Annotated in this window: 9 protein-coding genes; all 9 read right to left on the minus strand. The window is 64.2% G+C overall.

Annotation, left to right across the window (positions count from 1 at the left end; translation table 11 throughout):
• Positions 1 to 11: 11 nt before the first annotated feature.
• On the minus strand, positions 12 to 1,715 hold the full coding sequence (locus WBN73_RS03335; RefSeq protein WP_337339600.1) for a serine/threonine protein kinase: 1,704 nt from the start codon (positions 1,713 to 1,715) through the stop codon (positions 12 to 14).
• Positions 1,712 to 3,721 (minus strand): FHA domain-containing protein, encoded by a 2,010-nt coding sequence (locus tag WBN73_RS03340; RefSeq protein WP_337339599.1) that lies wholly within the window; start codon positions 3,719 to 3,721, stop codon positions 1,712 to 1,714. The genes WBN73_RS03335 and WBN73_RS03340 overlap by 4 nt, the downstream gene beginning before the upstream one ends.
• Positions 3,708 to 4,634, minus strand: a complete 927-nt coding sequence (locus WBN73_RS03345) for a PP2C family protein-serine/threonine phosphatase (RefSeq protein ID WP_207596904.1) — start codon at positions 4,632 to 4,634, stop codon at positions 3,708 to 3,710. The genes WBN73_RS03340 and WBN73_RS03345 overlap by 14 nt, the downstream gene beginning before the upstream one ends.
• Positions 4,631 to 6,217, minus strand: coding sequence for an RDD family protein (locus tag WBN73_RS03350; protein WP_337339598.1), 1,587 nt, complete (start codon positions 6,215 to 6,217; stop codon positions 4,631 to 4,633). The genes WBN73_RS03345 and WBN73_RS03350 overlap by 4 nt, the downstream gene beginning before the upstream one ends.
• On the minus strand, positions 6,210 to 8,705 hold the full coding sequence (locus WBN73_RS03355; RefSeq protein ID WP_337339597.1) for a transglutaminase family protein: 2,496 nt from the start codon (positions 8,703 to 8,705) through the stop codon (positions 6,210 to 6,212). The genes WBN73_RS03350 and WBN73_RS03355 overlap by 8 nt, the downstream gene beginning before the upstream one ends.
• Positions 8,702 to 10,105, minus strand: a complete 1,404-nt coding sequence (locus WBN73_RS03360) for a DUF58 domain-containing protein (protein WP_207596901.1) — start codon at positions 10,103 to 10,105, stop codon at positions 8,702 to 8,704. The genes WBN73_RS03355 and WBN73_RS03360 overlap by 4 nt, the downstream gene beginning before the upstream one ends.
• Positions 10,106 to 10,177: 72 nt before the next feature.
• On the minus strand, positions 10,178 to 11,149 hold the full coding sequence (locus WBN73_RS03365) for an AAA family ATPase (protein ID WP_089594270.1): 972 nt from the start codon (positions 11,147 to 11,149) through the stop codon (positions 10,178 to 10,180).
• Between the two features lie 57 nt (positions 11,150 to 11,206).
• Entirely contained in the window at positions 11,207 to 17,314 is a 6,108-nt protein-coding gene (locus tag WBN73_RS03370; protein ID WP_443193243.1) for an Ig-like domain-containing protein, read from the minus strand.
• Between the two features lie 250 nt (positions 17,315 to 17,564).
• Complete coding sequence (locus WBN73_RS03375; RefSeq protein WP_337339595.1) at positions 17,565 to 23,681, minus strand: Ig-like domain-containing protein; 6,117 nt, start codon at positions 23,679 to 23,681, stop codon at positions 17,565 to 17,567.
• Positions 23,682 to 23,816: the final 135 nt, after the last annotated feature.

The following is a 23,816-nucleotide window of genomic DNA, read 5'->3' on the forward strand; positions in this document are numbered from 1 at the left end:
TCATATGCCGGCTACCCGTCCAGGCAAGCGATGGAGCCCGGCCCCTCAGGCGACGCGCTGCCGTCCGACCGGACAATGATGACCTGCACGCAAATGGGCGGTTCGCCAAAGCCTGAAACGAAGGCCTTCTCCGTCTGCGTTGTCTCATAGGGGCCGTCAGCCTTGGCCGATTTGGTGCGCCACTTGTAGGTATCGCCCTCTTTAGGCTGCGGGTTCTTCCAGGAAAAAACGATGATGTTCGGATCCTTGGTATCCCGCGCCGCGGCCAGTGCCTCGACGTCCGGGACGCTGCCACTGTCCAAGGCATCGGCCGGGGCCTTGCTGGCTGTTTCCGTCGGGGCAACTTTGGGTTGCGCCGACGAACCCAGGACCATGCCCACCACGACGGCGACCACCAGCACTGCCGCCCCGGTGGCGGCGAGCCACAGGTTGCGCTTGGTGTGGTCGGCTGCCTGGACGTTATCTTCCGTTGCCGATGCCCCTGCGGACGCAGCGGAGCGGCTGACCGTTGCATCAACATCCACCGCAGCCGGCGAAGCCTGCCAGCCTCGCAGGACCGTGGATTCCGCGACCTCGGGTGCCTCCACCGCGCTTTGATCCCGGACCGGCGCATGAAATTGCGGTGGGGTTTGCTGGGCGGCGCCTGGATGCGTTTGTGGCGGGGAAACGTGTGCAGGAGCTTGCGTGGCGCCAGGAACCGTGGACGGGAAGGTCCGGGCGGGGAAGGTGGGCGCCGATCCCGTGGTGGCTGTCCCGGAAGCGTCGGGATCAATCGCAGCAATGCTCCGGACCCGGGTTTCCTCGAAGTTGTCGTCCGGATGCTGGTCGTCGCCGTGCCCGGGTTCTTCAAGCACTTCAAACGGTGTCTGGGACAGGTTCAACTCTGTCTGGATCCGCTGGAGCGCCAGGGCAAAAGCATGCGCAGACGAGTAGCGGGACCCTGGAGACTTTGCCATGGCGGTGGCCAGGACGAGTTCCAGGGACTCCGGAACGTCCGCCCGCCCAAGCCTGGGAAGGGGCGAGTTGGTGATGCGCGAAATCAGCTCGCGCTGGGAATTGTCCTGCCCGGGCAAGACGAAGGGCGAACGGCCTGCCAGGAGGGTGTAGAGCGTGGCTCCCAACGCCCAGATGTCAACGGGAACCCCGTCCACCGCGCCACCCCGGAACTGCTCGGGCGGCGACCACGGAATGGACATGCCGGCGTCGTCCTCGGTGTCGGCGCCAATGGTGCCGGAGATACCAAAGTCCGTCAGTGCGGGACGGTTGTAGTCGGTGACCAGGATGTTGGCCGGTTTGATGTCCCGGTGGACGATGCCGGCCCGGTGCGCGGTCTCGACGGCGGACGCCACCTGGATGCCGACGGCCAGGACCTCGTCCACGCTGAAGCGCTGACGGCGGTACCGCACATCAAGGCTTGGCCGGGAGCAGTACTCCATGGCGAGGTAGGAGTGGCCGCTCTCCGTAATCTCGGCTTCGAAGATCGTCACGATGTACGGGTGCGACGACAATTGCGCCATCAGGTTCGCTTCGGACTCGAAGCGTCGGCGTGCGCCCTCGGTCTTCAGGTCTGACAGCAGCACTTTGACGGCCACTTTACGGCGCGGCCGGTCTTGCTCATACAGGTAAACATCCGAGAATCCGCCGGAGCCCAGCAGGCTCACATACTGGAATCCCGGAATGGGTGGAGGCGGCGCGGGGGGCCTCTTGGAACTCAAAGAATCTCCTCGAAACGCAATGAAATGTCGTCACCCAGCTCGGCGATATCGCCGTCCAGCAGAATGGCCATTTCGTTTTGGGCAAGGCGGCGGGGGGCCTGGCCTTCCCTGATCAACACTGTTCCGTTGGTTGCCTTCAGGTCGCACAACATGACGTGCCAGCCCTCCAGCCTGACCTCGACGTGGGAGCGGGAAATGTCCCCTCCGGGACTCTCCACCTGCACCAACTTGGGCATGGTGCCACCTTGGACACGGGAAACGGAAGGTTGCCGTCCAATGATCAGCGACTGGTCAAGATCGATCAACTCGCCCGTGGAAAGGCGCATGCGGCCAAGTCGCGGCCGCTGGACCTGCTCGGCATCCCCGGACAGTGCCGTGCCACAGACAGAACACTGCGGATACGTAGGTGGATTCGCGTGCCCCTGCGAACACACCCGTGCCAACACGCTTGGCCCATTGGCAACCGCAGCGTCCAGGGCAGCCGGTGCCGGTTTGGCCGCGTCGTCATTCCCTGCAGCCAGGCTGCTTTTCATGATGGTCTGGCCGTCATGGTCCGCATCTTCGTCGACGACGCCTGCGGGCGGTGCAGGTGGCCAGCCGCCCGGAAGCTGCGGGGCAGGGCCCGCAGTGGGCTGTGACTGGGCCGGGCCTGGCGACGGCGCGGACCCGATGGCCGGAGCAGCGGGCAGGCTTGAAGACGCGGGGGCGGCACTGCCTGCATCCGACGCGGCAGGGCCGGTCCGCAGCCAAGGTACGGAATCAATCAGACCCGTTCCCTGGCCGGAAGGGAGTTGCACAGCCGCAGGTTGCCCTGCCGAAGGTTGCTCTGCCGAAGGCTGCTCTGCCGGTGCTGGGGTCACTTGCGCCGGAACTGACGAAAGCGGATCCTGCGGTTCTGCAGCAGGTGCTGCAGGCATGGGCGCAGGGGCCACCGGAGCACCCGGCGTCTTGGACACCGGGGCATCGTGGTCATCGGAGTCGTCATCCACCCGTACGGCGGCATCTTCGATGGTGCGCATCACCGTCTTATCCCACAGGTGATCGTAGTTGGTGGTGTTTTCCAGCGTGGGGACCAAAGGATCAGTGGTGCTGGTGTGGACGGGTTCACCGGCCTCTTCGAGGCCGTCCGTCGCGACTGGTTCTTGAGCGGTCTCCCCTGCCAAAGCACGTGCCGGTGAAGCAGCTCCATCCTCCGAAGGCGGGCCGGCGGCGGGCGGGGCGGTGGCGGTTTCGGCGACGACGGGCTCGGCGGTGGCGGTTTCGCCATGGGAGGTTTCGTCGGCAGAGGCTTGTCGGGAAGCAGGTTCTCCGGCACGCCCATCCGCCGCAGGTTCACTGGCAGGTTCATCGCCAGGATTTGATTCCTGCCCCAGCCCCAAGTGGCCGGGTGCGATGGTCAGGCCAAGGTCCGCTTCGGTGTAGCCGATCATGGTTTCGTCGGAAACCTTGTCCGGGACAGGGTGCTGGTTTTTTCCGTCGTTTGCCGGCTCCTCCAAAGGAACGGCTGCTGCATGGATCGCCGGCCCCACATCGCGGCCGGGTTGGCCGGGCTCAGCTTCGAGAACTGACAACAGCACCACGCCCTCCGTCAGGGGCAGGCTGTTCAACGGCATGCCGGAGGCGGAACCGCTCCCGATCCGAAGGCTGTAGGAAGATGCGCCCGCGAGCCTGCGTTCTGTCCAGGTGGTGACGTCACGGCCTGTGAGCTGTTCGGTGCCCGATTCCACCTGGACCAGCAATTCGAGATCACCACGGAGGAACACGCGGAGCGCGTCCTTGGCGTCAATGATCCCGAACGGAGGGATCCGGCTCAACGAAACACCAAAGGCATCCGTCACCTCGTGAAGGACCTCGTGGGCCTCGGGAGCCGATGCCAGCAACTCCCAGACAGCGTCGATCAGCGCATGCGGTGTATCCGGGCCAAGGAGAACCACGGTCCCGTTCCGCACAACGCCAAACCAGTCGCCTTGCTGGTAGCGGGTCAGCGAAAGGTTACTGCTTGCCATCGACGCCTTCCTCCTGGTCAGCCGCGGATACCTCGTCCGCGCCATTAACCCAGGCCCGTGGAAGGGTGTCCTCTTCAACCTCGGAATCAACCTCGGGACGGGGCGCAGTGGTGGCGATGCCGGCGTCGTTCATGACGTTCTTGGCGTCCACCACGATGACGGTGACGTTGTCCCGGCCACCGCTTCGCAGGGCAGCCTGGATCAGAGCATCCACGGCATCCTGCGGATGGGCGACGGTGCTGAGGATGCGGAACATGTGGTCGTCGCCCAGCTCACCATTGAGACCGTCGGAGCAGACCATGATCCGGTCACCTTCCTGGATGGGAAGCAACCAGAAATCGGCCTCGGTCTCATCGCCGGTGCCCAAGGCACGGGTCACTACGTGGCGGCGGGGATGAACCGTTGCCTGCTCTGCGGTGATGTCCCCGGAATCCACCAGTTCCTGCACCTCGGAGTGGTCCACGCTGACCTGCGTGAACTCCCCTTGGCTGAGGCGGTACGTCCTGGAATCTCCGATGTTCATCACCAGCCAATAGGGCAGGCCCATCTGTTCCACCACCACCACGCCGGACAGCGTGGTTCCGGCGCGGGCTCCCGTGGCGTTGCGGATGGCTGCGTCAGCCCTCAACAGGCAGGCCTGCAAGTCCGCTGCAGATGCGGTCCGCACGCCAGCTGCAAGTTCGGGGGCACTGCCCAGGGCCCGGACACACATGCCGCTGGCAATTTCACCGGCCTCATGTCCGCCCATGCCGTCTGCAACCGCAAAGACGGGGTCTGCAGCGATGAACGAATCCTCGTTCAGTTCACGGCGCAGTCCGCGGTCCGTCCCGTACCCGTAACTCAGGCCAAAGGAAGACCCGCCTGCAGGAGCGCCGGCTTCGGCATTGGCAGGGGTGGCCGGCTGTGAATTCATGCTTGTCCTAGGTGGAAGGAACGGTCCCCGAAGTGAACGGTGGAACCGGGACGGACCAAGACTGCCTGGCCCGGATGGAGCCGCGTCTGGAGACCGTCGGGCGTGGTGACGGCACTGCCGTTGGTGGAGTTTCGGTCGGTGACCCAGACGCCATCGCCATCCACCCTCAGATGCAGGTGGGTTTTGGAGATGGACCGGCCGGGATCGGCAACCGGCAAAAGTTGCTCTACCGCTTCCCCGGGCTGCGCAGCCGGGTTCCTCCCCAGCAGGACCGAGCCGCCGAGTTGGACGTCCTGGCCGTCATCAATCCGGATCCGCAGGACCGCTTGTGCCCGCGCTGTGCCGGGGCGCATCTGGGTGCGCTCTACATCGTCGTCGGGGTGGCCGGCAAAGCCGGTAACCGGCGCGGACGGTTGCTGAATGACCTGCGGCTGCGGCGTCACGGGAGCCAGCTGTGGTGCAGCCGTCGCAGGCCGTGGCGCCGACGGCGGACGCCACTGGTTGGGGTCATGTGAGGGCTGCTGGGCTGCGGGCACCATTGGAGTCACCGGCGCAGGTGCGGACTGCCCGAAACCGGACGGAGTGGCCGCAGAGGAAGCGGCAGCAGCCTGAGCGACACCGGATCCCCTGGCACCAGTCGTTGCGCCGGAGGGGACTGGAGAAGCCACCGGTTGCACGGGCGGGAGATCCATCGGCGCGAAACTGTAGGGGCCCTGGATGCCACCCGTGGCCACGGGATTGCGTCCTGCGTTGACGTCGAACACCAAAGACTTCGCGGCCTTGTCCTGCCAGCCGCGGAGCTTGCCGTCCTTGTCCCAGGCATTGGAGACCACCACGAGGACGGCCCACACAACACCCAGGAGCATCAGTGGAAGCCCGATCCACAGCACCAGGGTAATCAGGCCAAGGGCAGAAAGAACCACCGAGGTGATTCCGCCGAGGAGCAGTACGCCGCCGGTGATGATGCCCCGTACAAAAACGGCACCGGCACCGGGGGCGTAGCCCTCGGCATCGGAGCTGCGGATTCCCATGAGCTGATTGCCGATGGTGTTGCCGGACTTGGCTTCGAGTGCAAGCAGCACAAAAATGTAGACCACCGTCACACCCAGGCCGATGCTGCCCAGGAGGACCAACAGGCCCGTGTCATAGACAATGAAGCCGTTTTTGCGGGTTTGCGTGATGCCTGCGATGCCGATGGCGAAAGTGGTGGCCAGGACTGCAATGGGGCCAAGCCAGTCCAGCACAGCCGCGCCAAGCCTCCTGCCTGCAGACGCGGGCACCAAGTGGAGCTTGGTGGTCATGGTGGTCCCTCCCCCTGGCCCAGTGATACGGTCCGGCGCCGTGGTGGTTCCCGGAGGCGCCGGGTGCGTCGGCGACGCCGGCGCCGACACTACCGAGATACTACCGGGATCGGGCATGCCCTGCCGGGTCGCGAACTCCAAAGCCGCCTTTTGGGCGTGGTTGATATTCCCTTCCTTGCGGGCTCCACGGTTGCTCAACGGCGATCCGCACTGCGTGCAGAACGTGGCCCCTGGAAGGACCGCATGCCTGCAGGCCGGGCAAAGTTCGGCCTCATTATTCATTCGTAGTGTCCTTCTTGAGCGGCAAGGTGAAGCGACGGCGCGTCGAGGGATCGGTGGTCGCCTGATCCCGGCGCCGGAGGGCAGCCCGCCCATCGGACAGCAAGGACCGCGGCGAGAACCGGGCCTGCTGCCGCTTCCAGAAACCGACGCTTCCCGTGATGTCGGTCAAGGACGAATCGACGATCTCCCAATAGTGCTTGACCTCGTCCTCGCTTGGCTGGCCGGCGCCAAAGACGGCGGCGTCTGCGCGGTGGGCAAGCATCGTGGTGGTGCCGCCGGCGTTCGGGAACGCCTCCGCGATAACGGTGGCCGATTCACGCCGCGTTGACTTGGTGTTGATCGAGGCGCCCATGTCGGTGGCAAGGCTGATCACTTCGTTCCACCCACCGCCGACCCGCTGGGCAGGATGGCCGTCACGGAAACGTGCCTTCCGGCGTCGCGCTTTCAACAGAAGGATGAGCAGCAGCGGCAAGGCGAGTATCCCCAACGGGATCAGCGCGACACCGATGGCTGCCAACAACGGACCCCAGAAGAGCCAGGGGTTGTTTTTCTTCTCGTCAGCGTCCAGGGCATCCGGTGTGGAGTCCGGCGGCAGGTCCGCGGGTTCCTGCGGCGGGGGCGGCGGCTGCAGCACCTGTGGCTTGGGCTTGGACTTGTTCTCCGGGTCCGGCGGGATGGGCACGTTGTCCTTGGGCGGGGTGGGATCGAACGCAACCCAACCGACGCGGTCGAAGGCCACCTCAACCCAGGCGTGGACGTCCTTGCCCGTGATCTTGATGTCGCCCGCACCGTTTTCGGGGCTCTTGGGATCCGGGTAGAAGCCCATCACGACGCGCGACGGGATGCCGAGGTGCCGGAGCATGAGGGACATGGAGACGGCGTATTGTTCGTCGTCGCCCAGCATCTGCTTGGCGGAGAGCATGTTGCGTACACGTGCGGCGCTGTGGCCGGGGAGGCTGGGAAGCTGTCCTTCCGTCACCAGGCCGTTGCTGAAAGCACCGCTCTTCTGGAAATGCGCTTCGATCTGCCGCACACGGTCAATGGCCGTTGGCGCATCGGCGGACAGTTCATTGGCCTGCGAGGCAATGATCGGCGGCACCTCCTGGGCCTCCGGCAGCGTCAGCTTCGCGAAGTCGTACTGCGTCAGCTGGCCGTGCTCCAAGGTGCCGGGGTCGGAGACCTGGACCGTGTAGTTCTCGCCTTTGGACAGGCCCTTGGTGGTGACTGCGGTGTCCGTGCCGGCGTTGAAGTATAGACCCGATGCCGCACCGGACGTGTCCGCGAAACTCATGCCGGTGGTGTGCCGGCCGCCCGGAACGAAGTACCCCTGGTAGTCCTCGATGGTGATGTCCAGCGTGTAGTTGGTGCCCTTGACCGGGCTCCCGGTGTCAGCCAGCGTATTGAGGGAGCGGGCGTCTCCCACCTTGCTGAAGTTCCCGGAGCTGTTGGGATCCATGGTGTAGTTCAGGCCGTTGAAGGCATCCAGGGCGGCCAGGCGCACACGAGCGTCCTTCGGCAAGCCCTTAACCGTGAACAGCGTGCTGTCCTTCTCGTCCTTGACGAAGTTCCGGAAGCTCGCCAAAGGAGTGATGTAGTCGCGGGGATCGAACGGCGGGACGATCGTGTTGCGCAGCACCTTCCGGTCGTCGCTGGCGGTGACAATCGGCGACGCGATGGCGGTGACGCCGACGGCGACGGCGATCACGGCTGCAGCAGTCCCCAACCGGCGGAGCTGGCCGCGGCGCGCTGCACCGGCGTCGGAATCCGGCCTGTTGGCCGAGACAGTCTTGGTGCTCCGCTGCCGAAGGACATCGCGGCGGAACGTCGCCCACACGATCGAGACAATGGTGAGGGAGACGCCGCGCTCCACATTGAGGAAGCCGGCGCTGGTGCTGAAGGCGATACCCGTTACGAACAACACCAACACAGGCAGCAAAGGCCAGTACGGGCTCTTCAGCCGCCAGGTCAGCAGGCCAGCGGCCAAGGCGGTCAGCAGCGAACTGAGGAACGGCACAATGAGCATGCCGTTGGCAGTGCCCACGGGAACGCCGACCGTCAGCATGTCCTTCCAGGCAAACACCACGCCCAGCAGCAGTGTCCGCAACGAATCGAGGCTGGGAAGGACGCCGAAGACCGCTGAATCAGGAACGGCGAGGGCGGAGCCAAACAGCATGTAGGCACCGAAGGCCACGGCGGCAGTAATCAGCAGGCCCAGGCGAAGATGGGCGTTCAGGACCGCGATGCCCAGTCCAAGGAGCACACCGCCCAGGCCGGCGATCAGATAGTGGGGGTCTCCCCCGAAACTCAGGCTGAATCCGAGGACTCCCAGGAACAGCAACACCACCAAGGCGCCGCAGTCCACGGCGAAGTGCCACAGCGGGCGGCCGTCGGCAAAGATCGACCCTCCGCCCGCGCGGTTGGCGCGGCCTGTTGACCTGGATCCTTTCGCGGCACGGGGACGCACACGGAGATTCGGTGCGGTGCTCATGCTGCCGCCTTTCGAAGAACAATGGCCAGATCATCAAGGTCGCCGACAGTGAGGACCGTCAGGTCAGCGATGTTGGCCCTCGTCGGCGCCGCGCCGGGTTGGACCCGCACTGCCAGGCTGCGAACGCCAGGGGGCACGGATGCGGCACAAGTACGGAGCTGGGTTGCGGTGACGTGACTGCCCACGACGAAGAACACCACGGAGGCGTTCGGGACAGCGTCGGACAGGTTCCTGGCGAGGTCGACGGCGTTCTTCCGCATCGGCGCCCCGACAATCCTTGTGGCGTCGTCCAGCAGGTTGCGGCCGGTTTCACAGCGGAGTGGTCCCTTTTGAGTCAGGACGTCCAAATCGCGCTGTTCGCTGATGGCCTGGCGGCCAATGGATGCCGCTACTGAGATGGCCATTTCGAACTCCGGTTCGGAGTCGTATTCGTCAGTGTTGATGGAGAGCGCAATGGCCAGGTGTGCACGGCGGGTTTCCTCGAACTGGCGGACCATGAGCTTGTTGGTCCGGGCTGTGGTCTTCCAGTGGATGTGACGGCGATCGTCCCCCGGAACATAGTCACGCAGGGCATGGAAAGAGACGTCGGCGCTGGACAACTCAGTGGTGGGCATGCCTTCAAGGTCGCGGATGAAGCCCGCGGCCGAGCTGCCCAAGGACACCGTGCGGGGATGGACAAAGAGGTCCACAGGTTCGGTCCACATCACGCGGCGGCGGAGAAGGTGGAGGGGGTCGGCGCGGACCGAGCGAACCGGACCAACCACGATCACAGCGCGCCGGGCCGTTGGAATGGTGAAGAGGTCCTCGTGCACCTGCGCCGGCTTCATGCGCGGCAGGTGGAAAACGGCGGTGTTGGAGCCCACCGGAAGCTCCAGTGCTGCGGGCAACAACGGCCTGGTGGAGACGTTGGACACGGCAATGCTGCCTACAGCGTCGTCGCCCACAGCTACCCGCGTGCGGGCGAGGTCCAGGACCACGCCGTACGCCGAGCGGCCCACAATGAACGCAATGGCCAGGACAAACAGCAGGAAAGCAACCATCGCCGCGGACTTCGCTTCCTGCCAGCCCCAGGCCTGCCCTGCCCACCAGAGCCCGATGGCAGCAGCGAGGACCACCCAGCCCAGCAGGCTCACCACGGCGAGGACCGGCCACACGAACTTCAGCCACACTGCCCGGACGTTGCGCCAAGCAGGTGAGAGGAACTCGCCGGCTGTTCCCGCGGCTTCGGCCCACACGGCGGCCGGGTGCAAGGAACTGGGCTTGCCCGGTTTCCCGTTGCGGCCGGGGCGGTTCCCTGGTTCGTTGCGGGGTGAACGGGCGTCGCGAATCTTGCCGCTCACAGCGGCCGTTGCGCGTTTGAACGAGTCAGCAGCCCTGGTCAGGGGTGTGCTGGAGGACATGTGGAGGCCTTTGTTTGAGCTGGGGAGCAGGTGGGGTGCGATGAGCCGGTCTGGCTCGTGCGGTGCCGCGGACTAAGCGGTGGCGCGTTGCTGCGGGGCGGCGACATCCGCCAGGACGCGGGTGAGGACAACGTCCGGTGTTGCACCGGAGAATTCCGCCTCAGGATCCATGACCAGACGGTGGGTCCACACCACAGGTGCCAGTTCCTTAATGTCGTCCGGGAGGACGAAGTTGCGGCCTTGGCCCGCGGCCCACACCTTGGCGGCACGAACCATGGCAAGTGCACCACGCACGGAAACACCAAGGCGGGTCTCGGAGGCGTTGCGGGTTTCCTCGCACAAGCGTGAGATGTACTCCAGCACAGCCGTATCCACGTGGGTGGTGGCCGCAAGGTCTGCCATATCGGCCACGGCCTGGGTGGTGATGAGCGCCGTGAGCTCCTTGGACCGGTCCTTGAGGTTGGCCCCGCCCAGCAACCGCACCGTGGAGGCATGGTCCGGGTAGCCGATGGACGTCTTGATCAGGAAGCGGTCCAGTTGGGCCTCGGGCAAGCGGTATGTTCCGGCCTGCTCGATCGGGTTCTGGGTTGCCAGCACCATGAACGGGCGGCCTGCCTCATAGGTGGTTCCATCCACGGTCACCCGGGATTCTTCCATGACTTCCAGCAACGCGGACTGGGTCTTCGGCGACGCACGGTTGATTTCATCGGCCAGGACGATGTTGTTGAACACCGGGCCCTTGTGGAATTCAAACTTCTGGGTCTTCTGGTCATAGATGGTCACACCCGTCACGTCCGACGGCAGGAGGTCAGGCGTGAACTGGATACGGTTGTGCGAACCCTGGACTGTTGCAGCCAGGGCGCGGGCCAACGAGGTCTTACCCGTGCCCGGTGCGTCTTCAAACAGGATATGTCCCTCGGCCAGCATCGCCGTGAAGGTCAGCCGGATGACGTGCTCCTTGCCGAGCACCGCCTTGCCCACATTGGCCACGAGCTTCTCGAACGTTTCTGCAAACCACGCGGCCTGCTCGTTTGTCATGGTCATCGGTTGATCCTGTTCCTTATGTATCGGTAGGGGTTTGACGTTGTTGTTGCCATGGGACTAGCAGCCGCCGGGGCGCGGCCCGTAGAGGTCCACTGTCGTGGACTTCACGAACCAGCCGTCCTTCGGGGAACCCTGGAGCCGGTACCACGGCGTGCCGTTGTTGTAGATGTCCTTGGTGCAGTTGATGGTGATCCTGCCCCAGGAGCGTTCTACCCAGCCCACACCACATTTCGCGGGACTGCCAGGTGTGTAGCTGTCCGTCTGACCGGGCTTACCGGGGCATGTCCGCACGCTGCTGGCGTCCACCTGTATCTCTGATGCCGGCGGGTCCGGGGGCGGCGGCGCAGATCCGCTCCGGGAGGTGTCGCTGCCGATGTTGCCGGCCTGGCCACCACTGATGGCACGGACTCTCAACGTTTTTGTTTCGCTGAAGCCCACGGTCGTAGAGAAACTTCTCTGCGTTGTGTCTGTCCACCCGCCGTTATCGAGGCTGTACTGGTAGCCGGTGACGGGCCTGCCGTTGCCGTTGGGCTGGTTCCACGTCCAGGACACTGTCTTGTCGCCGACGCCGCTGCTCTTGCTGCCGGTAACGCTAGGGGCAGCCGCCACACCGTAGGGATTGACGGTGTTTGATGCGGCACTCCTGTCGCCAGGTGTGGGGTTTCGTGAGGATACTGCCCACACCACCACAGCCGTGTCCTGGCCGTTCGGTGCCGCGATAACGCCACCGCCGGCGGGGATCGCTCCGCTGCCGGCGCCGGACGTCAGGGCATACCGGTAGCTGATCTCGTTGGCGTTGGCCCCGTTGCGTTCCTTCTGTGACAGCGGGTTGAAGGCCACGCGGATCTTGCCACCGGCCGCGTTGGTCTCCATCAGGGCTGCTGTGGGCGCAGCGACGATGCCTGGCTTTCCTGCCGCGCGGATAGCCGCTGACTGCTGGCTGACACCGCTGACGCCGGCCTTGTTCGTTGCCGAGACAGTAAAGGTGTAGTCGGCTTCACTGTTGGCAACCGTGACGTTTTGCGAGGTCGCCCCGACCGACTGCGTGGTCACTACGGCCCCGCCCCGGTACGTGGTCAACGTGTAGGCGGACACGGCGTCGCCGTTGTTGTTTGGCGCGGCCCAGCTGACCTGCAGCTGGCTCTGGTCACCCACCGACCCAGCGCCGGCTACGGAAGGCGCAGCAGGCGTCGCCGGCACACCAGCAGGAGTTTCCGCCGCCGAGTAGGGGCTCCACTCGGACGGCTCCTTGGCATCGTTCCGGGCCAGGACGCGGACCTTGTAGGCCACGCCGTTAGTCAGTCCGGACCAGACATGGCTGTTGCCAGTGAGGTTCTGGATCTGGGGATTCTGCCCGGCCGGAGCCGGCGAGATCTCAAGGTCGTAGGACTTGATGGGCGAGCCCTTGCTGGCCGGGGGAACCCAGGCAACCGAAAGTTGCTTGTCACCAAACTTCAGTGTGGGAGCAACCGGGGTATCAGGCTTGACATCCGGACGGACCTCGGCGGAAACCGGAGAACGCTCGGATTCATTGATCGCATTGGTGGCGGTGACAGCAAAGTGGTACTTCACGTTGTTGGTCAACCCGGTCAATGTGCACGTGTTCGCAGGGCAGTCCTGCTTAAAGCCGTTCTCTCCGTACACCGTGTACTTGGTGATCGGTGAGCCACGATCTGCCGGCGCGTTCCATGTCAGCAAGGCTGTCTGGTCGCCCACGCTTTGAGCCAGAGGCGTGGTGGGCGCGGCCGGCTTGTCCTTGACGGTGAGTCGGATACGGGCCGTGGCATAACGTGAGGTTTCACCCGTCTTGTCGCCCACTACGTAGGCAACAACCATGGTCCCGGTGAAACCCGACGACGGCGTGACGGTCACGTTACCGCCGTTGACCTCTGCTGTGCCTTCGCCCGTCTCAGTGACCGCCGAGATGATCTTCAGCGGCGTATCCGGGAACGGGTTGGAGTCGTTCGCCAACGCATTGACCGTCACGGAATTCCCGGATTTCGCATCCGGTTCAAGGTCGTCGTTGGCCACCGGTTTGGGTCGGTTGGATGCCGTCAGTGACAGTTTGTACGTCGCGACCGCTTCAAGACCCCGCGGGTCCTTCGCTTTCACCTGGACCGTGCCGCCCTGGCCGATCTGCACCGAGTCTTCGGCGGAGACCTTCAGGGTCTTGCCATCGATGCTCACCTTGAATCCACCCGGTGCTGCTCCGGCCAACTCATACTTCATGTTCTGGACGTCGTCGGAATCGGGATCGGACGCGAGCTTTTCCAGGTCCAGGCTGGCCGAGTCACCCTTGGGAACGTCCACGTCGCTGCCCAGCAGCACCGGCGGGTTGTTCTTGTTCGGATCCGGCAGCACCTTGGTGCGGATGCTCAGTGTCGACTTCAAGCCGTTGGGGTCGTCGGGTCCGCTTCCATCAGTGACTTCGAAGCTGATGGAGCCGGGACCAACGTATTCAGCGCCGGCCGTGTACTTCAGGGCCGTTCCATTGCCCGCTACGGGGTCGCTGCCGTCGGCACCGATGAGTTTGATGCGGTCCGCCTGGGTGAGCCGCGGCGACTTACCCTCGCGGACCTTGACCCATTCGGCCAGGTTCACGGTGACGGACTGGCCTGAAACCATCTCCACCACTTCATCCTTGGCGAGCGTCGGAACCTGCTGCCCGATACCCGGCACCCAGATGATGGCCGTGGACTTCTGGCCGTCTACATCCTCAACGGTGTAAGGCACCAGCTGCGGCTGCTCGGTGAGGTCCACCACCACGTTGCCTTCAGAACCCGGACGAGCCGTTTCCAAGCCTGTGGTGACCTTGAGGTTCTCCCCCACGCCGTCCGGATCCTCGTCGTTCTTGAGGACCGGAACGTCCACGGCGGTCTTGCCCAGCGTCTGGGCTGATGTAACGCGGTCATCGCGGGCGATGGGAGCTTGCAGCGGAATGTCGTTCTTGACGTTCACCCTGATGCTGGCCTGGCCCACGGCGTCCCTGTCGTCAGCCACGGAGTAACGGACGTTGACCGTGCCCTCGGCGGCCGGAGCGGTGACCAGGACGCGGCCGCTGGTCTTGCTGACCTGGGCTTCGAGGCCAGCGTCGGCTTCGATGCTGTCCGTCAGGATGCGGATGATGTCGCCGTCGGGATCGGTGTCGTTGGCGGTGGCATCCACAGCGATCTGGCGCCCAGGACGGACCTGCACTTCGTCGTCCACCGGGGCAGGCTTCTGGTTGTCTTCACCACGGGGCGCGACGCCGACGGTCACCGTTCCGGTGTTGACCGCACCTTGGCGGTCAATCACCTTGTAGCGGAACGTGTCGGTTCCTGCGCCATCGCCGGCGGCGACGAAATCGATGAAGCTGCTGCCCGCCGTCGCGGTTCCCATGGTGGGCGTGCTGTCGATGCCGGTCAACTGGACCGAGTCGCCGTCAGGGTCGATGCCGTCCAGCGGCACCGGGATCCGGACGCTGCCACCGGCCACCACGCGCGCCGTCAGGTTCTGCGGCTGCGGACGGGAGTTCTGCGCGCCTTCCAGCGGCAGGATGTGGATGGTGACGGCCGCTGCGCTCTTCTGGCCCTGGGGGTCCACCGCGTTGTAGATGGCACGCACGGTCTTGGGTGTGGGTCCGGCGATGAAGCGCAGGGTCTTCTCGGAGATAAAGGCCTTACCGTCTTCTTCAGGGACGCTCTGTGCCAGGACAGGATCGACAGAGAGCTCTTCACCTTGCGGGTGCGTGTCGTTGTCCAGGACCCGAATGGTCACGACGTCGTTGACGCGGACGTTGACTTCGTCGGGTTTCGGCTGGGGGGCCTCGACGACGGCGGGGGCCGGCACCGGGACGACGCCAACGGTGCCTGTGGCCGAGCCGCGGCCATTGGACATGGTGTAACTGAACACGAACGGCTCTTTCGCGCCGAGCACATCGGTAACGCGCAGGACGCTGTGGTCGATCACGCTGACCGAAGCTGACGAGCCGTCGGGGACGGTGACGGACTGGAGGACCAGCACGCCGCCGGAAGGATCGGAGTCGTTGGCCAAGGGATCCACCAGCACACTGCCGCCCACAGGGAGCAGTGCGACGTCGTGAACCGCAACGGGCGCTCCAGCGTCCTTGCCGGACTCGACGTCTACACGGATCAAGCCTTGGCTGCTTTGAGGCCCGTTGCTGGCGATGTACGTCAAGTAGATCGGGCCCGGTGTGGTGCTCCGGAAGGTGAACGTACCGCCGTCGGTCACTGGACCCAGCTCTGCCGGTCCGGCAGCCTCGACGTGCGCTACCCGGAGGGCACCGCCATTGGGGTCGACGTCGTTCTTGAGGGGCGCAATGACCAGGTCCTGGCCAACCACGGCCGTGACGTGGTCGGCGTTGACCACCGGCGCCAAGGCGCCCGGGGGCTGCACGTTGACAACGATCCGGCCCGTCGTGGTGGCCCGGCCGTCCCACACCGTGATGGTGACGTTCTTCTTGCCCGGTGCTGCACCAGAGTCCTGGTACGTGAGCAGGCCGTCGCGACGGACCTTGACCTGGTCCTGGTCGTTGTCCGTCTTGGCGTCCAGGAGGACGAGGTCGTCGCCGTCGGGATCCATCCAGTCGGTCAGGATGTTCTGACTGACGGACTTGCCCTGCTCCACCAGCATGGTGGTGGGCTCGCCGCGTTTGAAGAAGGGAGGCTTGTTTTCCTCCGGAGCCACGACGCGCAGCGTGACCTGTCCACCGGCGGACAAACCGCGTCCGTCCGAGGCGTTGTAGTCGAAGGTTTCCGTTCCCGGCTTGGCGTCAGCGGGGACCTTGATCTGGAACGCTGAGCCACCGTAGATGTTCTCCAGCGCCCCGGATTTTGGCCCGTTGGCGCCTACCGCAGCGGTGAGGACATCGCCGTCGGGGTCTGAATCATTGTCCAGGATGCTGAGGATGGAGGTCCGGCCCGGCCGGACACCGAACTCGTCCGGTTTGGTTTCAGGCGCACGGTTGGGCTTGGTGCGGTCCGGCAGGACGTTGATGGTGTTGTTGTCCGCGGACTCCTGGTCCTGGTCGTCGGACTGGTTCTTGGGCGGGACAACATCGTCCCAGTTGTTGACGAGCTGCATGTTCTGGTTGACCAGCCACACGCTGCCGGAATTCACATCATTGAGGACTACGAGGTCGCGGTTGACGCGGAAAACGTAACTGGGCGAGGCACTGGCTTTGGGGACGTCGTTCTTCTTGTCGTCGGCGTCGTTTTCGCAGTCGCGGACGTACTTGTTGGCTCCGGACCAGGCAGCGTGAACGCACTTGCTCACCTGCACCGGTGCTGCGGGGACGCCTTCTCCGTCGGCATTGAGTGTTGCAGCGGTGGATCCGTCCAAGGGCTGCTTCAAGAGGGCTTTGCGGGTGGCAATGGCAACAAAGCTGCTGTCCTCGCCACTCTGCTGCAGCTTGGCTTCCCGTGCATCCTGCAGCTGGAGCTTGCGTCCGCCGGGCAGGAACAGGTTTCCTGAGCCGGCGTCGAGGACTACGGGCTTATCACCGACGACGGCAATCTGAAGGTCGCCGGCCCCCTTGAGCTCATCCACTTTGGTGACCTGCGAGTCTGTCCGTTCACCATTGGCGTCCACCGTGGTAACGGTGATCTCGCCCTTGCCCGGATCCGCTGTGTAGATGCGGTTATCGGCGCCTACTGCGGAGACCATGCCTTGGTCCCCGGTCAGGACAGGCTCGGTACCTTCTTCATCGAAGCCGTTGACCGTGGAGGGAGACAGCGCCCACACCTTGCCACGGGCGGGATCGGTCACCGAAAGGACGGTGGAACCATAGCTGACTTGCGACGACGACGGCAGTTGCTTGTCGCCGCCGAGCTTCAGGTTCGCGGCAGAGACCTGGTTGATGGTGGAACCGGATTCGTCGTCGACAAAAACGTTGCCGTCATGCTGCAGGACATCGAAAGTGGTGGTGGCGGGAGTTACGGCCCCATCAAGAACGCGCGACGGGTAGTTCAACCGCCCCACAGCGTTCTTGGTTTTGCTCACAACCCATACGCCGCCGTCGTTCAAGTCCACCTCCGTGGTCTTGAAGCCCGGGTAAAGTACAGCCCCGGTGATCAACAACGCGCCCGCCGCGGTGGCAGCAGTTCCCGCTATGAACTTCTTGTTTTGACGCCTTGTCAGCCCCAGCTTGCCGAAGAAATTTCTCACAGCCCCAAAATTCCTTTGATGTTCAGCCGCCCCCCAGCGACTTCCGGGCCAACCGACACATGCCGGCAGCCGTGCATTCCGCAGTACCCCCATACGGCGGCGGAATTTTCAGTCCCTAAGACTATCCCACGCACCCCACGGCCAATTGAGGACACCCGAGACCGGGCTATCCATTGGCTTTGACAGACTACGGCCTTAAGCACTGGGCGCGCGATGGGGAGAAGTGCCCCGTCCCGTGGTTTTGTCATGTTCAGCACGGGGGCGCTCCGATGCCTGCGGGGTCTGGAAGGTGGGTGTGACCTGCGATGATGTACCGGCCCACGTTGCGGTAGGAGCCTGATTCGATCCGCCACCAGCGGTGCATACCGGTCCAGTTATCTGTTTGGTCGATGTAACAACGCACCACAATGGGGCCTTGATCGGCGGAAGCCATCCATGGCGGGGTGTTGTTGCTTTGCCCGTCACACGTTTTCCTGTTCGGATCGTAGTTGGCCCCTCCGGCTGTAAAGCTGCACGACCGCACCACCGCTCCCGGGTTCATGGTGGTGGTCCACTCCCCCTGGCGTCCCGACTTGGCGCTGGCCGACGCTAGGCCGCCGCCCGTGCCGAGCGAGTTGAACGTCTGCACAGTGATGCTGTGGGACTCTTCCCACCCGGCAGTGTTGATGGTCCGGCTGCCCGAGGCGCCCACGGTCTCCCAGCCGCCGTTGTCGATGCGGATCTTCGTGGTCTTCACATCGTTCGTAGCGGTTGACGGGGAAGACCAGTTGAAGGTCACAGATTTCTGGTTCACGGCCCCGTTGGAACCCGACGCCGACGGCGTACCCGGCGCACCAAATGGTGTGGCGGATGGCGCGGCAGCGGCATCCGAACTGGGCGCCACCGTCGAATGTGCCGTCACTGTCACAGTGGTCGCCTGGCCGTTGGCGAAGCCGCCTACGGTCTGCCCGGGCTGGATGGCACCGGAGCGTCCGCCTGCGGAGTAGGTATAGCTGACTTCGTTGGCCTTGGAGCCGTTGCGCTGGGTGTCGCCGAGCGCAGAGAAATTGATGGTGAGCTGACCACCGGCGGCACCGGTGTTGGCCGGCGTGGCACTGACGTTTTGAACAGTGCCCAGCTTTCCCGTGGCCCTGCGCGGAGGTGAGGCCGCGCTGACCAGGCTCTTTCCTGCCTTGTTCTCAGCCTGAACTGTGAACGTGTACGCCGACTCGTTGGTGGAAACCTTGAAGGTGGCTGTTCGGACATTCCCCGGAATGGTCTGAGTCTGGGTGGTTCCGCTGCCGCCGCTCATGGTGACGTAGTAATTCTTGATGGGGTCGCCGTTGATGCCAGGCTCGGCCCAGTCGACGCGGAGCTGGTTCTGCGAACCAACGGCGGACACCACTGTGGTGCTGGGCGGCGCCGGTGTTGCGGGGATACCGGCAGGATGGTCCTCTGCGGAGTACAGCCCCCAATCCGACGGGCCTAGGTCATTGACAGCCTGGGCGCGGACCTTGTATTTCACACCGTTGGTCAGGCCTGGCCAGGTGTAGCTGAGGCCAGTGACCTCGTTCTTGACGGCAATGCCGTTGGCGGGCGGCGGAGAGATCTCCAGGTTGTAGTGCTTTACCGGGGAACCTTCGGTCTTGGCGGGAGTCCAGGTGATGGCCAGGTCCTTATCGCCGGCTTGGACCGTGGGGACGTCCGGGGGCGATGGCTTCTCATCCGGAGTGATCTCGTTGGAGGGCACTGAGGGCTGGGATTCGCCTACCTCATTGGTGGCAACCACGGTGAAGACATACTTGACGTTGTTGGTCAGTCCAGTCAACGTACACGTCGTCGTGGGGCATTCCTGCTGGAACCCGGCCGCTGTCACCGTGTACTTGGTGATGGCTGCGCCATTGTCCGACGGCGGCGCCCACTTGAGGACGGCAGTTTTACTGCGGACGTCCGTAGCAACCGGGGCCGAAGGAGCATCGGGCTTGTCCCGCACCGTGATGCGGACACGACCCACGGCTTGCCGGCTGGGATCATCGGTCTTGTCCTTGATGGTGTACCTGACTACCAGGACCCCCTTGAAGCCGTCGGCGGGCGTCACCGTGATGGAGTCGCTTCCTATGGCAGGCTCGCCTGATGCGGATCCGGTCTCCACCACGGCCGAAAGCACCGTCAAGGGTTCGCTGAAGGGGTTGAAGTCGTTGCCCAGCACATTGATGGTTTCGGACTTGCCGGCGTTGGCCTTGTCGAGGACATCATCGTTCGCTGCCGGTTTGGGTCGGTTCGATGAGACTACGGAAACGGTGACGGCTGCCTTCGCAGGCTCCGAGCGGCCATCGGTCACCTTGAGCGGCACGGTCCCGCGGGCGCCGGGGTTAAGTGAACCCCCGGGGGTGATTTTCAGGACCGTACCCTCCACCCGCGCGTCGAAACCGCCGGGCAGGTCACCGTCCACGCTGAACGTGAGCTTGCCTTGGTCCTGCTCATCAACGTCCGCGGCAAGGTTGGCCAGGTCCAGTTCGGTAGTGTCCCCCTTTGGCGCTTCAATCGCAGCTCCGCTGAAGGTGGGGGCGTGATTGGCGTTGGGGTTCGGGAGCACCTTGGTCTGGATGGTCAGAGTGGACTTCAAGCCCTCGGCATCGTCCGGACCACTGCCGTCAGTCACTTCGAAGGTGATGGACCCGGGCCCCACATACTCAGGCTGGGCCGCATACCTCAACGCCGTACCATCACCAGCAATAACGTTGGTGGAGTCACCGCCAAGGACACGGATCTTGTCCGCCACCGTTATTCGGGGTTGACGGCCGTCCCTGACCTTGACGTGATCCTGAAGGGCCAGAGTAACTTCCTCCCCGGCGGTGACCTCCACGATCTCAGTGGTGGAAAGCGTGGGGTACTGGAGGCCCTGGCCTGGAATCCACATGACCGCGGTGGCTGACTGCCCATCGATGTCCGTGACGGTATAGGGAATCAACTGATCTTCGGGCAGGAGTGTCACCACTACGTTGCCGGCTGTCCCTACGCGCACATTCGGGTTCCCGTCCGGCAGGGAAATGGTGAGGTCCTCCGCCACGCCGTCGGGATCGGAATCGTTCTTCACCACCGGAACGTCAACCGCAGTTTTACCCAGGGTCTCGGCCAACGTGATCCGGTCGTCCACTGCCACCGGGGCATGGAGCGGCGCGGTCGGGCTGGTCTGGACGCGGATGACCGCGGCAGCTTCGGCCTTCTTGTCGTCCTGGATCCGGTAGCTGATGCTGTCCGTGCCGGCCGCACCCGGCGCCGTGAGGACCACCTTTCCTGCGGCGGCTTCAACCTGCAGTTCCGGTTTGGCCTCGAACGCCGACACCAAAGCGATGGGGTCGCCGTCGGGGTCTGAGTCGTTTTTCAGTGCGTTCACCGCGACCCGTCGTCCGGGCCGGACATCAATGACGTCGTCCACCGCAATGGGCTTCTGGTTGTCGGCTTCGGCCGGCGCAATGCCCACGATCACCGTGCCGGTGTTCTCCGCACCTATACGGTCCCGCACGCGGTAGCTGAAAGTGTCAGTACCGGCGGACGTACCCCCGGCCGTGAACTCCAAATATCCGTCCCGCAGGATGGATGTCCCCAGTTGGGGAGCTTTATCGATGCCCATCAGCTGCACCGAGTCGCCATCGGCATCGATACCATCCAGGGGAACAGGGATTCTTACCGTCATCCCCGCAACCACGCGGGCTGTCAGATTCCGCGGCTCTGGCCTGGTGTTGGTGGCGTCATCGCGGGCTCGGATGCGGATGGTGACTTGCTGCGAGTCAGTTTGGCCCGAGGCATTGCTGACCTTGTAGATGGCATAAACGGTGGTGGGTTCCTGGCCTGCGATGTAGCGCAGGGTGTTCCCCGCAACAAAAATTCTGCCCGCGGCCTCGTCGGGCTGCTGTGCCAGGACGGGGTCCAGTGTGAGCTCTCCGCCGTTGGGGTCCGTGTCGTTCTCCAGGACCGGGATGGTCACTATGTCGCCGGCACGCACGGAGACCTCGTCCGGCTTGGCCTGCGGTGCCTGAAGTTTGGTGGGCGCCGGCACAACCTGGACAGAAATATCCCCTGTGGCCGAGGCCTTGCCGTTGGAGATCGTGTATTTCAACGACAACTGTCCCTGGGCCCGGATGTCGGTGATTTTGACGACCGAGTGGTCAAGGACCGCGACCGATACCGGGAGCCCGTCGGCCGCCGTGACCGACTGGACCACCAGGACGCCCCCACTGGGGTCTGAGTCGTTGCCCAACACGTCAACCACGGTGCTGCCGCCACTGGGCAGGAGGGCAATATCGCGGACCGCCACCGGTGCGCCGTCGCTGTTTCCGGACACGACGTCCACCCGCACCAGTTGCTGGGCACTCGCCGGTCCGTTGGTCACCATGTACGTCACATAGTGGGGACCCACCGAGGTCGAGTTGAAAGTAAACGTCTGCTGGTCCGGACCCACCACGGCGGTCGACTGCGCTTCCGGCTGTGCCTGCGCAAGTCTTAGCGTCCCGCCCTGCGGGTCGGTGTCATTCTTGAGCGGCGCGATCACCGTATCCTGGCCCGCCACCGCAACCACGTGATCCGCATTCGCGATGGGCGGCAGCGCACCCGGAGCACGGACGTCAACGCTGATCTGCCCTTGGGTGGTCAGGGACCCGTCCGAGACACTGACGGTCAGGGTTTTACGGCCCGGGCCAGCCCCTGCGTCCTGGAAGGTGAGCAAGCCGTCCGGCCTGATCCGGACCTGGTCCGCTGGATCGCTGCTGGAGACGGCGACGGCAAAGATGTCATCGCCGTCGGGGTCCAGCCAATCGGTGAGGACAAACTGGCTGGCGATCTTCCCGGACTGGACCACCAAGGCGTTGTTCCGGTTGGGTTTGGGCTGGGGGGCGTTGTTTTCCGCCGCGGGCACAACCCGCAGGTCGACGTCCGCGCCGCCTGTACCGCCACGGCCGTCGTCCACCGAGTACTTGAACGTTTCGGAGCCCGTGGTTCCGGCGGGGACTGCGATCTGGAAGCCGGTGCCACCGTAGACGGCGGACAAGGCGCCGGACTTCAGTGGCTCGCTGGTGCTGACCGTGAGGACATCGCCGTCGGCATCGGCGTCGTTGTCCAGCACGGGCAAGACAGTGGTCTTTCCGGCCCTGACCCCGAAGGCATCGGGTTTGGCCACCGGCACGGTGTTGGGTTTGCTGCGGTCCGGAAGGACTGTCTGCTGGACTTCGTCCGCAGAGTCCTTGTCGGCGTCGTCCGAGGTCTGCTGGGGCGGGATGACGTCGTCCCAGTTGTTGACCAACTGCATGTTCTGGTTGACCATCCAGACGTTGCCTGAGTTGACGTCGTTCAGCACCACAAGATCGCGGTTGACACGGAAAACGTACGACGGCGACGCACTCGCCTTGGGAACGTCGGACCGTTTGTTATCTGCCTCGTTGGTGCATTCCCGGACGTATTTGTTGGCACCGGACCACGCTGCGTACGTGCAGGATCCCAGATGGACCGGCGCGGCCGGAATGCCCTGACCGTCCGCTTGGACCGTCTTGGCGGTCCCGCCGTCCAGGGGTTGCAGGAGCAATGCCTTCGGTGTGGCGATGGCAATAAAATCGGCCTCCGGGCCGCTCTGTTGCAATTTGGCTTCCCTGGCGTCGTCCAGGTGTACTTTGTTGCCCCCGGGCAGCACGATGTCGCCCGTGGCCGCGTTGAGTACCACGGCTTTGTCGCCCACAGTTGCCAGCTGGACTTCGCCGTCGGCCTTCAAAGCGTCATCGCTCCGGACCCGGGAATCCACGGCCTTACCGTCGAGATCCACCTTTGTTGCCGTCAGTGTTCCTGTTTTCGGGTCCAGTGTGTGGATGGTGTCGTCAACGCCCACCACCGAGACAACACCGGGCGAGTGCTCGAACAAGGGTTCCGATTCGTCGCTGAAACCGCCAATGGAGGTGGGCGAAACAGCCCAGACCTTGCCCTGGGACGGGTCAGTGACAGCCAGTACTTTGTTGCCGAAGCTCACTTCCGCGGAGCCCGGAAGTTTTTGGTCGCCGCCCAGGCGCATGTTGGCGGCGCTGACAGGGTTGATGGTCCCGCCATCTGCGTCATCGATGAAGATGTCGCCGGCCTGCTGAAGGATGTCGAAATTGGTGCTGGCCGGAGTCACTGCCCCATCCAGCGATTTGGAGGGGTAGTTCAGGCGACCGGCCGCATTCTTGGTCTTACTGACCACCCAGACGCCGCCGTCGTTCAGTTCCACCTCGGTGGTCTTGAACCCTGGATAGAGGATGGCACCTGTGATTAGGACGGCCGCTGCCGCAGTGAAGGCAGTGGCTGCGATGACCTTACGCCGGCTGTTATTGGCACGGCGTTTTCCGGACCCATCAGACAGAGCCATCCCACATTCCCCCACAGTTCAGGCAGCACGAAGCAGCCGGCGCCGACCCCCACGGCGAAACACGACACAATCAACGCACAGCCTACCGGGTTACTCCATCGATTAGCTAAGTCGTGACATGAATCGCATCCACCA

Source organism: Paenarthrobacter sp. CCNWLY172 (assembly GCF_037402035.1).
GTDB lineage: Bacteria > Actinomycetota > Actinomycetes > Actinomycetales > Micrococcaceae > Arthrobacter.